Source organism: Micromonospora sp. NPDC093243, assembly GCF_044753725.1.
Classification (GTDB): domain Bacteria; phylum Actinomycetota; class Actinomycetes; order Mycobacteriales; family Micromonosporaceae; genus Micromonospora.
Map to the genome: position 1 here is coordinate 170,595 of NZ_JBIVNT010000007.1, position 12,335 is coordinate 182,929.

Here is a 12,335-nt window from a genome sequence, read left to right on the forward strand (position 1 = left end):
CGATGCGACAAAATGCCAGTTACGAGGTCGAATCGTTCAAGCCCGGGGGTAGACATGAACCGCACCCTGCTCGGGCTGGTGCTGCACCCGACGCGGGACGTCACCGAGATCGTCGGGATCATCGCCGACTGGGCCGCTCGGCACCGCAAGGGCCTCGCCGTGCGCTCGGCGGACCGGCACCGGGTGCCGGCGAGTGTCGAGGCGCTACCCGAGGACGAGCTGCCCCGCCGGGTCAGCGCGTTGATCAGCATCGGCGGGGACGGCACCATGCTCGGCGCGCTCCGGCTGGTGGTCCGTGACCCCAAGCCGGTGCTCGGCGTACACCTGGGTCGGCTCGGCTTCCTGGTCGAGGTGGAGCCGCCGGAGCTGCCCGCGGCCCTGGACCGGCTGAGCAACCACGACTTCACCGTGGAGGCGCACAGCTGCCTGGTCTGCGACGTGTGCGGCGACAACATCGTGGCCTTCAACGACGTCGCGCTGGTCCGCCATCCCGGTGGCGGCTTCGTCAACGCCACCCTGGCGGTGAACGGGCAGCGCTACGGCTACTACCGCTGCGACGCGCTGGTGATCAGCACCCCGACCGGCTCGACCGCGTACAGCTATGCCGCCGGCGGCCCGCTGGTCTCCCCGGCGGCGCAGGCGGTGGTGGTCACCCCGTCCGCGCCGATGGCGGGCATCTCCCGCTCGGTGGTGCTCTCCCCCGACGAGAAGATCCGCCTGGAGTTGGAGCCGGACTCCGCGCCGGTCGCCGTGGAGATGGACGGCGTGGTGATCCGGGAGGCGGCGACCGAGGGGACCCTGGATGTCAGCTTCCGCCGCGAGGCCGGGCTGGTGGTCCGTCTCGACCCGCGCCGCTACCAGGAACGTAACGCGCTGAAACTCAGCCTGCTGGACCTGCCGCTGCTCCCCGAACAGCTACGCGAGCTGCTGCCGGAGGGGTTACGCGAGCAGCTCAGCCGGCGGGAACTGCCCCCACCCCGCTGAGCCGCGGTTCAAATCTGGAGCAGTTCGACAGGCTTCGGGCAGGCCGGCGCCGCCGGCACAAGGCGGAGGCCGGCGCCGCGCCTCGCTCAGGCCTGCTTGAGCACCTCGGCGACGAGGTCCTTCGCCTCCTGCTGGATCCGGGTCAGATGCTCCGGCCCCTGGAACGACTCGGCGTAGATCTTGTAGACGTCCTCGGTGCCGGACGGACGCGCCGCGAACCAGCCGGACTCGGTGGTCACCTTGAGCCCGCCGATCGGCGCGCCGTTGCCGGGAGCGGTGGTGAGGGTGGCGGTGATCCGCTCGCCCGCCAACTCGGTGGCGGTCACCTGCTCCGGGGAGAGCTTGCCGAGCACCGCCTTCTCCTCCCGGGTCGCCGGGGCGTCGATGCGGGCATAGGCCGGGGCACCGAAACGCTCGGCCAGCTCGGTCCAGTGCTCGCTGGGCGTCCGGCCGGTGGTCGCGATGATCTCCGAGGCGAGCAGGCAGAGCAGGATGCCGTCCTTGTCGGTGGTCCAGGTGCCCCCGTCTTGGCGCAGGAACGAGGCGCCGGCGCTCTCCTCGCCACCGAAGCCGACCGCGCCGTCGAGCAGCCCGGGCACGAACCACTTGAAGCCGACCGGCACCTCCAGCAGCGGGCGGCCCAGGTCGGCGGCGACCCGGTCGATCATCGAGGAGGAGACCAGGGTCTTGCCGACCGCCGCCGCCGGACCCCACTGCAACCTGGTCCGGAACAGGTGCCCGATCGCCACCGCCAGGTAGTGGTTCGGGTTCATCAGCCCGCCGTCGGGGGTGACGATGCCGTGCCGGTCGGCGTCCGCGTCGTTGCCGGTGGAGACCTGGTAGTCGGCGCGGGCGGCGATCAGCGAGGCCATCGCGTTCGGCGACGAGCAGTCCATCCGGATCTTGCCGTCGCCGTCGAGGGTCATGAACCGCCAGGTCGGGTCGACGGTCGGGTTGATCACGGTTAGGTCGAGGCGGTGCCGCTCGGCGATCTCGCCCCAGTAGGCCACGCTCGCCCCGCCGAGCGGGTCGGCGCCGATCCGGACCCCGGCGGCCCGCACCGCGTCGAGGTCGAGCACCGCCGGCAGGTCGTCGACGTAGCTGGCGAGGAAGTCGTACGTCCCGGTGGTCTCGGCGGCGCGGGCCCGGGCGTACGGGACGCGCCGGACCTCGGCGAGCCCGCCGACGAGGATGGCGTTCGCCCGGTCCTGGATCCACTTCGTCACGTCGGTGTCGGCCGGCCCGCCGTGGGTGGGGTTGTACTTGAACCCGCCGTCGTCCGGCGGGTTGTGCGACGGGGTTATCACGATGCCGTCGGCGAGCCCGCTGGTCCGACCCCGGTTGTGGGTGAGGATGGCGTGCGACAACGCCGGGGTGGGGGTGTAGCCGTCCCGGCTGTCCACCAGCACAGTCACCTCGTTGGCGGCGAGCACCTCCAGCGCGTCGACCGTGGCCGGAGTGGAGAGCGCGTGGGTGTCTCGGCCCAGGAAGAGCGGGCCGTCGACGCCGTGCTCCCGCCGCCAGTCGCAGAGCGCCTGGGTGACCGCGACGATGTGGTCGGAGTTGAACGCTCCGCGCAGGCTCGACCCCCGGTGACCGGAGGTGCCGAAGGAGACCTGCTGCGCCGGGTCCTGCGGATCGGGGTGCTCGGCGTAGTAGGCGGTCACCAACCGGGGCACGTCGACCAGGTCGGCGGGCTCGGCCGGCTGGCCGGCACGGGCGTGCGTCACTGCGGGGTCCTCCTCGGGAAGTTGCGAAACGGTCAGGGCTCGACGCGCTGACCCTTGCCGATCACCACGATGCCGTTGTCGGAGACGGTGTAGCGCTGCCGGTCCTTCTCCAGGTCGACGCCGATCTCGGCGCCCTCCGGAACGAAGACGTTCTTGTCCAGGATGGCCCGGCGGACCACCGCGTGCCGGCCGATCTCGACGCCCTCCATGAGCACCGCGCCGTCGACGTGCGCCCAGGAGTGCACCTTGACCTTGGGCGAGACGACGGAGTTCTCCACCAGCGAGCCGGAGATCACCGCGCCGGGCGAGACCATCGAGCCGACCGCCCGGCCGACCCGCTCCCCCCACTGGTGCACGAACTTCGCCGGCGGCCAGGGCGGCTGCTCGGTGTAGATCGGCCAGTCGAAGTTGTAGAGGTTGAAGACCGGGTGCACGTTGATCAGATCCATGTGCGCGTCGTAGAACGAGTCGAGCGTCCCGACGTCGCGCCAGTAGCCGCGGTCGCGGTCGGTGCTGCCCGGCACCTCGTTGTCGCGGAAGTCGTAGACGTTCGCCTCGCCCCGCTCGACGAGCATCGGGATGATGCTGCCGCCCATGTCGTGCTTGCTGGTCTTGTCGGCCGCGTCGCGCTCCACCGCCTCGCAGAGCGCCTTGGTGGTGAAGACGTAGTTGCCCATCGAGGCGTAGATCTCGTCAGGCGCGTCGGGCAGGCCGACCGCGTCGGCGGGCTTCTCGCGGAACGCCCGGATCCGCCGGCCGTCCTCGCCCACCTCGATGACGCCGAACTGGTCGGCCGTCGACAGCGGCTGCCGGATCCCGGCGACCGTCACCGCCGCGCCGGAGGCGATGTGGTCCTCCACCATCTGCCGGGGGTCCATCCGGTAGATGTGGTCGGCGCCGAAGACGATCACGTAGTCGGGCTGCTCGTCGTTGATCAGGTTGAAGCTCTGGTAGATGGCGTCCGCCGAGCCGGCGAACCACCACGGCCCCCGGCGCTGCTGCGCCGGCACCGGGGTGACGTAGTTGCCCAGCAGGGTCGACATCCGCCACGTCTTGGTGATGTGCCGGTCCAGTGAGTGCGACTTGTACTGGGTCAGCACGACGATCTTGAGATAGCCGGCGTTGGCCAGGTTGGAGAGGACGAAATCGACCATGCGGTACATCCCGCCGAACGGGACGGCCGGCTTGGCCCGGTCCGTGGTCAGCGGCATCAGGCGCTTGCCCTCTCCGCCGGCCAGGACGATCGCGAGCACCTTGGCAGCCATGCTCAGACGCTATCCATAGCCGTCCGACTTCACCACTCGTACGGGCACACTTCTGCACTAGGGTGCGGGCATGACCGACTCCTCCCCGGCCACCGGACAGCTCCGCGTCGATCTGCTCACCCGCGAGTACCCACCGGAGGTCTACGGCGGAGCCGGGGTGCACGTGGAGTACCTGGCCCGGGAGCTGCGTCGGCTCACCGACGTCCGGGTGCACTGCTTCGGCGCGCCCCGCACCGAGCCGGGGGTCACCGCGTACGCCGAACCGCCGGGCTTGACCGGCGCGAACGCCGCGCTGCGCACGATGGGTGTGGACCTGGAGATGGCGGCCGGCTGCGCCGGCACCGACGTGGTGCACAGCCACACCTGGTACGCCAACCTGGCCGGGCACACCGCGAAGCTGCTCTACGGGGTGCCGCACGTGGTCACCGCGCACAGCCTGGAGCCGCTGCGGCCGTGGAAGGCCGAGCAGCTCGGCGGAGGCTATGAGCTCTCCTCGTGGTGCGAGCGGACGGCGGTGGAGTCCGCCGACGCGGTCATCGCGGTCAGTGAGGGGATGCGGCGTGACGTGCTGACCGCGTACCCGGCGGTGAACCCGGCCCGGGTCCGGGTGGTCTACAACGGCATCGACACCCGGCAGTACGCGCCGGATCCGGGCACCGACGTGCTGGACCGGCTCGGCATCGATCCGGCGCTGCCCAGCGTGGTCTACGTGGGCCGGATCACCCGGCAGAAGGGGCTGCCCTACCTGCTGCGCGCCGCGCGCGAGCTGCCGACGGACACCCAGCTGGTGCTGCTCGCCGGCGCGCCGGACACCGCGGAGATCGCCGCGGAGGTGGAGGGTCTGGTCGCCGAGCTGCGGGCGAACCGCTCCGGGGTCGTCTGGGTGGCCGAGATGCTGCCCAAGCACGAGGTGATCCAGGTGCTCACGCACGCCACGCTCTTCGCCTGCCCGTCGGTCTACGAGCCGATGGGCATCGTCAACCTGGAGGCGATGGCCTGCGAGACGGCGGTGGTGGCGACCGCCACCGGCGGCATCCCGGAGGTGGTCGCCGACGGCGAGACCGGCCTGCTGGTTCCGATCGAGCAGGCCGGCGACGGGTCCGGCCGGCCGCTGGACCCGCAGCGTTTCGTCGCCGACCTGGCCGCGCGGATGAACGAGCTGCTCGCTGACCCGAAACGGATCACCGAGTTCGGCCTGGCCGGCCGGCGCCGGGCGGTCGAGCACTTCTCCTGGGACGCGATCGCGGCGCGGACCGTGGAGGTCTACCGGTCGGTGGGAGCGGCCGGCTGAGCCGCGCGGAAGCGGATCACACGCAGTAGGTTGGCGGGGTGACTGGACGGTTCCCGATCGAAGACGTCTCCCCCGTCGTCTCGTGCGGCCGCTACCCCGCCAAGGCGGTGGTCGGTGAGTGGGTGCCGGTCGCGGCCCGGGCCTATCGCGAAGGCCACGACGCGCTGGGCTGCAACGTGGTCTGGCGCGGCCCGGACGGCGCCGCCCGGCCGTTCACCCGGATGCGCCCCGGCGAGCCCGGGCAGGACCGCTGGCACGCCGGCATCCGGCCGGACGCGGTGGGCGCCTGGACGTTCCACGTCGAGGCGTTCGCCGACCCGTACCTCACCTGGCAGAACGCGGTGACCAAGAAGATCGCCGCCGGGCAGGGGCCGGCGGAGTTGGCCAACGACCTGGCCGAGGGCGCCCGGGTGCTCGACGCCGCGACCGCGCTGGTGCCGGCCGCCGAGCGTGACCGGGTGGCCGCGGCCGCCGCCGCGCTGCGCGACACCGCCCGCCCGCTGCCGCGTCGGGTCACGCCGGCGCTGGAGCTGGCCGAGCTGCTCTGGGCGTACCCGGTGCGGGAGCTGGTCACCACCGGCGACGAGCACCGGCTCTGGGTGGACCGGGAGCGGGCCCTCTTCTCCGCCTGGTACGAGTTCTTCCCGCGCTCCGAGGGCGCCGTGCCGGCCACGGCCGACGCGCCGGCCCGCTCCGGCACGTTCGCCACCGCCACGGACCGGCTCCCGGGTGTCGCCGCGATGGGCTTCGACGTGCTCTACCTGCCGCCGATCCACCCGATCGGCCGGGCCAACCGCAAGGGCCGCAACAACTCGCTCACCGCCGGGCCGGACGACGTCGGTTCGCCGTGGGCGATCGGCGCCGCCGAGGGCGGGCACGACGCCATCCACCCCGACCTGGGTACGGCGCGCGACTTCCGCGCCTTCATCGCCGCCGCCGCCGAGCAGGGCCTGGAGGTGGCGATGGACCTGGCGTTGCAGTGCGCGCCCGACCACCCCTGGGTGCGCGAACATCCCCAGTGGTTCACCACCCGGGCCGACGGCACCATCGCGTACGCGGAGAACCCGCCGAAGAAGTACCAGGACATCTACCCGCTGAACTTCGACAACGACCCGGAGGGCATCCGGGCCGAGATCCTCCGGGTGGTGCTGCACTGGGTCGGCGAGGGCATCCGCATCTTCCGGGTGGACAACCCGCACACCAAGCCGTTCGACTTCTGGCACTGGTTGATCGGGGAGGTCAAGCAGGTCGACCCGGACGTGCTCTTCCTGGCCGAGGCGTTCACCCGGCCGGCCATCATGCACGGTCTCGGCAAGATCGGCTTCAGCCAGTCGTACACCTACTTCACCTGGCGTACGACGGCCGCCGAGATGCGCGAGTACTGCGAGGAACTCGTCGCGGCGGCCGACTACATGCGACCCAACTTCTGGCCGAACACGCCGGACATCCTGCACGAGTCGTTGCAGCACGGCGGCCCGCCGATGTTCAAGATCCGGGCGGTGCTGGCCGCGCTGCTCTCCCCCTCCTGGGGCATGTACGCCGGCTACGAACTCTTCGAGCACGTGGCCCGCCCCGGCGCCGAGGAGTACCTGGACAACGAGAAGTTCGAGCTGCGTCCCCGGGACTGGGCCGACGCCGAGGCGCGGGGGCGCTCGCTGGCCCCGTTCATCGCCGACCTCAACCGGGTCCGGCGGGAGAACCCGGCCCTGCGCCGGCTGCGCAACCTGCGCTTCCACGACATCGACAACCCGGCGCTGCTCTGCTGGTCCAAACGCGACCCGGAGACCGGCAACACGGTCATCGTGGTCTGCTCGTTCGACTCGCGGACCGTGCAGTGGGGCAACACGACGCTGGACATGCCGGCGCTCGGCTTCGACTGGCACGAGCGGTTCACCGTGCACGACGAGCTGACCGGGACCAGCTACGACTGGGGGCAGCGCAACGCGGTGCGGCTCGACCCGTACCTGCAGCCCGCGCACGTGCTCACCGTGCGCCGACCGGTCCCGCCCGAGGTGCCGGAGCCCGCCCCGACCGGCCCGGCGGAGCTCACCGTCGAAGCCGTCCCCGACGACCTCTCCGGCGGCACCGCCCCGACCGCTCCCGCCCAGAAGGACGACGCCCGATGGACCAGCTGATCGCCGGTGAGATCCATGACCCGCACGCGGTGCTCGGCGCGCACCCCGCCGACGGCCGGACCACCATCCGCACCCTGCGCCGGGGCGCCGGCGACGTCGCCGCGTTGGTCGACGGCGAGCGCCACCCGATGAAGCGGGTGCACGACGTCGGGATCTTCGAGACCGTCGTGCCGGGCACCGCGCTCGACTACCGGGTCGAGGCGGACGGCGTCGTGCACGACGACCCGTACCGCTACCCGCCCACCCTGGGCGAGCTGGACCTGCACCTGATCGGCGAGGGCCGGCACGAGCGGCTCTGGGAGGCGCTCGGCGCCCGGGTCTTCGACGAGGGGGTGGCGTTCGCCGTCTGGGCGCCGAACGCGCGCGGTGTGCGGGTGGTCGGTGACTTCACCGGCTGGGCGCCGGACGACGGGTGGCCGATGCGCTCGCTCGGCTCCACCGGGGTGTGGGAGATCTTCGTACCGAACGCCCGGGTCGGCGCCCGGTACAAGTACCGGGTGCTCGGCGCGGACGGCCGCTGGCGGGACAAGGCCGACCCGCTCGCCGCGTACGCCGAGGTGCCGCCGGCCACCGCCTCGGTGGTGCACCACTCCCGGTACGAGTGGTCCGATGCGGCCTGGCTGGAGCGGCGGGCCCGGCGCCAGCCGCACCAGGAGCCGATGAGCGTCTACGAGGTGCACCTCGGCTCGTGGCGGCCCGGGCTCGGCTACCGGGAGCTGGCCGAGCAGCTCACCGAGTACGTGACCGAGCTGGGCTTCACCCACGTGGAGTTCCTGCCGGTGATGGAGCACCCCTTCGGCGGGTCCTGGGGCTACCAGGTCACCGGCTACTTCGCCCCCACCTCCCGCTTCGGCGACCCGGACGACTTCCGGCACCTCGTCGACCGGCTGCACGGCGCCGGCATCGGGGTGATCCTGGACTGGGTGCCGGCGCACTTCCCGAAGGACGAGTGGGCGCTGGCCCGCTTCGACGGCACCCCGCTCTACGAGCACCCCGACCCGCGCCGCGGCGAACACCCCGACTGGGGTACGTACGTCTTCGACTTCGGCCGCCTCGAGGTGCGCAACTTCCTGGTGGCCAACGCGCTCTACTGGTGCGAGCAGTTCCACGTCGACGGGCTGCGGGTGGACGCGGTCGCCTCGATGCTCTACCTGGACTACTCGCGGCAGGACGGCCAGTGGGCGCCCAACCGGTACGGCGGTCGGGAGAACCTGGAGGCGATCGCCTTCATGCAGGAGGCGAACGCGACCGTCTACAAGCACCACCCCGGGGTGGTGATGGTGGCCGAGGAGTCCACCGCCTGGCCCGGGGTCACCCGCCCCACCTCCGCCGGCGGGCTGGGCTTCGGCTTCAAGTGGAACATGGGCTGGATGCACGACACCCTGCTCTACACCTCGAAGGACCCGGTCTACCGCCAGCACCATCATCACCAGCTCACCTTCTCCCTGGCGTACGCGTGGAGCGAGAACTACGTGCTGCCGATCAGCCACGACGAGGTGGTGCACGGCAAGGGCTCGCTGGCCGCGAAGATGCCCGGCGACACCTGGCAGCGGCTGGCGAACGTACGGGCGTTGCTGGCGTACATGTGGGCGCACCCGGGCAAGCAGCTGCTCTTCATGGGCTGCGAGCTGGCCGACGACCGGGAGTGGAGCGAGGAGCGCGGGCTCGACTGGTACCTGCTGCACGACCCGGCGCGGGCCGGCGTGCAGCGCCTCGTCGCCGACCTGAACCGGCTCTACCGGGCCACCCCGGCGCTCTGGGCGCAGGACACCGAGCCGGCCGGGTTCCGCTGGATCGCCGGTGACGACGTCGCCAACAACACGGTGTCGTTCGTCCGGATCGCCCCGGACGGCTCGACGCTGGTCTGCGTGGCGAACTTCTCCGCCCTGCCGCTGCACGACTACCGGATCGGCCTGCCCGCCGGTGGTGCCTGGCAGGAGGTGCTCAACACCGACGCGCACCACTACGGCGGGTCGGGGGTGGGCAACCTGGGTGAGGTGCACGCCGAGGACGTGCCGTGGCACGGCATGGTGGCCTCAGCCGCGCTGCAGGTGCCGCCGCTCGGCGTCGTCTGGCTCCGCCGCGACTGAGCCGCGCGGGTGGCGTGGCCCGAGCCGCCGCCCGCGTGCCCTCGGCGTAGGTCAGACCAGGCCGGCGTCGCGGAGCAGCTGCCACAGGCCCGCCCCGTCCGGCGCGGAGAGCCACTTCTGCCCCACCGCCGACGGCAGGTCGTGCGGGCCGGGCAGGCTACCGGCCAGAACCGACTGGGTCGGCGAGAGGCGGCGGATCGCCACTCCGGCGACGTTCTCCGGGTTCGCGGCGGCGAACTCGCGGTAGATCTCCTGGTCGTGCTGACCGTCGTCGCCGACCAGCAGCCAGCGGACGTCGGGGAACTCCCGGGCCAGCCGGGCCAGGGTGGCCCGCTTGTGTTCCCGGCCGCTGCGGAACCACCGGTCGGCGGTCGGGCCCCAGTCGGTCAGCAGCAGCGGCCCGGCCGGATAGAGGTGCCGGGACAGGAACCGGGTCAACGTCGGCGCGACGTTCCAGGCGCCGGTGGAGAGGTAGAAGACCGGGGCGCCCGGGTGGGCGGTGACCAGCCGCTCGTAGAGCACCGCCATGCCGGGCACCGCCGCGCGGGCGTGCTCGTCGAGGACGAAGGTGTTCCACGCGGCGAGCAGCGGCCGGGGCAGCGCCGTCACCATCACCGTGTCGTCGATGTCGGAGAGGATGCCGAAGCGGACGTCCGGGTCGAGGATGCGCACCGGCGCGTCGACCGGTTCGGCGTCCGGCACGGTCAGCCGGACGGTGCCCCAGCCGGGCGGCAGGTCGGCCTTGACCATGGTGTCGACGAAGCCGCTGCGGTCCGCCTGCGCCTCGTGCCGCACCCCGCCGGCCTCGATGAACACCGTGACGTACTTGGCGGGCAGGGTGGTGAAGCTGCGCCAGCCACGGACCTTCTCCAGCCGGCCCCGCTGCCGGGTGTCGGGGCGGCCCAGCAAGACCCGGCACATCACCCGTACCCAGCCGGGCGAGCCGTAGCCGGTGTAGGCGACGATGTTGATCCGCCAGCCGGTGCGCCGCAGTCGGCGCTCGACGAGCTGGTGCACGGCGTCCTCGATCCGCGCCGCGCGGTGCAGGCGCGGGACGGCCAGCTGGCCGGCGGGAGTGGGTGACACGCTGCAACCCTGCCACACCAACGCGGCCACGGCCATGCGAGGCGATCTTCGCCGGGCGGTCTGCCCCGATCCACCCCGGCCGCCCCCGAGGCCGTGAAACACTCCGGTCGGGACGACGACGGGGGCGTGGTCGTGTCGCAACCAGTGCAGCATCGTGGGCGGTGGCGTCCACGGCTCGACCGGCCGGCGCTGGTCGCACTCCTGCTCGGGCTGGCCGGGGTCGGCTACCGGCTGGTCCTGACCCTGTTGACGGTGCCGGCGTCGAACAGCGACGAGGCCACCTTCGGGCTGGCCGCGCTGCACATCGCGCAGGGCCGGTCGCACCCGGTCTTCCTCTACGGCCAGCGCTACATGGGGATGCTGGAGTCCTACCTGGCCGCGCCGCTGATCGCGGTGGCCGGGCCGAGCTGGCCGGTGCTGCGGTTGCCGATGCTCGTGCTCTACGCGCTCTTCCTCTACCTGATCTACCGGCTCACCCGGCGGATCTGCTCACCGTGGTTCGCCACGCTCGTGGTCGGCCTGCTCGCGGTCGGCCCGGAACGGGTGGTCCGGGACCAGCTGACCGTGGTCGGCGGCCGGCCGGAGGTGAAGGCGGCGGTGCTGCTGATGCTGCTGATCGCGGTGGGGTTGGCGGCCGGCACGATCCGCCGCCGCCGGTTGGCCGTCGGGCTCTTCGGCCTGCTGGCCGGGGTGTCCGTCTGGTCCGACTGGCTGATCGTGCCGTACCTCGCGGTGGCCGGGCTGCTGCTGGTCTACGCGGCCCGCCGGGAGCTGCTCGGCTGGGCCGGGGCGCTGTTGCTGGCCGGCTTCGTCGTGGGGGTCGCCCCGATGATCCGGGACAACCTCTACGCCCCGCCCGGGGAGGACTCGCTGTCGGTGCTGAGACGGATCAGCAGCGGTGAGGGCCCGGTGCCGGGGTGGCCGCCGCGGGTGCGGGGCGGACTGCTGGAGGGGGTGCCGCTGGCCACCGGGCTCTGCCCCGTCGACGGCTGCGCGAGGTGGCAGGAGTGGTTCGGGGTGCTCTACCCGCTCCTGCTGGTCATCGCGACGGCGCTCGCGCTGGTCGCGTACCGACGCGCCACGGGCGGGCCGCCCGAGCGGCGGATCGGCCCGGTGACCCACCTCGCGCTGGTCGCCGGCGCGGCGCTCACCCTGCTGTCGTACGTGCGCAGTCCGCTGGCCGCCACCGACCCGCTGAGCAACGCGCGCTACCTGTCGGTGCTCCAGATCTCGCTACCGGCGGTGCTCTGGCCGCTCTGGCTGGCGGCGGTCGCCTGCTGGCGGGGGACGGTGGGCGCGCTCGGCCGGCTGGCCGGCGCGGTGGCGACCGCCCTGCTGGCGGGACTGGCCGCGACCGCCGTGGCGGCCACCGTGCTCTTCGCGGGCGCCGGCGTCGCGGCGGCGCGGGAGGAGGAGCGGGGGGCCCGGGAGCTGGCCGCCGCGCTGCGCGCCGACGGGCCACGCGAGGTGTACGGGGACTACTGGACCTGCAACCGGCTGGTCTTCAACACCGCCGAGGAGGTGGTCTGCGGGGTGCTCGCCGACAACCTCAGCCCGGGGCAGAACCGGTACCCGCCGTACTGGCGGCAGGTGGGGCGGGCCGACCGGCCCGGCTACGTGGTGAAGATCGATTCGGTGGCGGAGTTCCGGCTGCGCCGGCTGCTCGGCGACCGCCTCGACGCCACCCCGGTACGCGAGATCGGCGGCTACCGCGTGTACCACCCGGAGATCCCCGTGCGGCCGTGGCGGTAGAT

8 protein-coding genes are annotated in these 12,335 nt (G+C 72.5%); 5 read left to right on the forward strand and 3 right to left on the reverse strand.

Annotated features, from left to right (window positions below; translation table 11 throughout):
- The first annotated feature begins 54 nt into the window (after positions 1-54).
- A complete protein-coding gene (locus ACIP9D_RS24130; RefSeq protein WP_350873121.1) occupies positions 55-984 on the forward strand; it encodes an NAD(+)/NADH kinase in 930 nt (309 codons plus the stop codon).
- 86 nt (positions 985-1,070) lie between these two features.
- On the opposite strand, the gene pgm is transcribed toward ACIP9D_RS24130, so the two are convergent.
- Together pgm and glgC are read right to left on the reverse strand one after the other, a co-directional pair.
- A complete protein-coding gene (pgm, locus tag ACIP9D_RS24135) occupies positions 1,071-2,714 on the reverse strand; it encodes a phosphoglucomutase (alpha-D-glucose-1,6-bisphosphate-dependent) (RefSeq protein WP_350873122.1) in 1,644 nt (547 codons plus the stop codon).
- A 32-nt stretch (positions 2,715-2,746) separates the two neighbouring features.
- Entirely contained in the window at positions 2,747-3,979 is a 1,233-nt protein-coding gene (gene glgC, locus ACIP9D_RS24140) for a glucose-1-phosphate adenylyltransferase (protein ID WP_350873123.1), read from the reverse strand.
- A 70-nt stretch (positions 3,980-4,049) separates the two neighbouring features.
- On the opposite strand from glgC, the gene glgA reads away from it, so the two are divergent.
- Genes glgA through glgB form a run of 3 tightly spaced genes read left to right on the forward strand, consistent with a single transcriptional unit; the run spans position 4,050 to position 9,495 of the window.
- Positions 4,050-5,270 (forward strand): glycogen synthase, encoded by a 1,221-nt coding sequence (gene glgA, locus ACIP9D_RS24145; RefSeq protein WP_350873124.1) that lies wholly within the window; start codon positions 4,050-4,052, stop codon positions 5,268-5,270.
- A 38-nt stretch (positions 5,271-5,308) separates the two neighbouring features.
- Positions 5,309-7,405, forward strand: a complete 2,097-nt coding sequence (locus ACIP9D_RS24150) for a maltotransferase domain-containing protein (protein WP_350873125.1) — start codon at positions 5,309-5,311, stop codon at positions 7,403-7,405.
- The gene (gene glgB / locus ACIP9D_RS24155; protein ID WP_350873126.1) at positions 7,393-9,495 is read left to right on the forward strand and encodes a 1,4-alpha-glucan branching protein GlgB; all 2,103 of its coding nucleotides are present in this window, start codon (positions 7,393-7,395) and stop codon (positions 9,493-9,495) included. Before ACIP9D_RS24150 ends, glgB begins: the two co-directional genes overlap by 13 nt.
- A 51-nt stretch (positions 9,496-9,546) precedes the next feature.
- Here the strand turns inward: glgB and ACIP9D_RS24160 are convergent, their stop codons facing one another.
- A complete protein-coding gene (locus ACIP9D_RS24160; RefSeq protein ID WP_350873127.1) occupies positions 9,547-10,617 on the reverse strand; it encodes a phosphatase domain-containing protein in 1,071 nt (356 codons plus the stop codon).
- A 96-nt stretch (positions 10,618-10,713) separates the two neighbouring features.
- Between ACIP9D_RS24160 and ACIP9D_RS24165 the strand changes: the two genes are divergently transcribed.
- Positions 10,714-12,333 carry a hypothetical protein gene (locus ACIP9D_RS24165; protein WP_350873128.1) on the forward strand — a complete coding sequence of 540 codons (1,620 nt, stop codon included), beginning with the start codon at positions 10,714-10,716 and terminating at the stop codon, positions 12,331-12,333.
- The last annotated feature ends 2 nt before the right edge of the window (positions 12,334-12,335 follow it).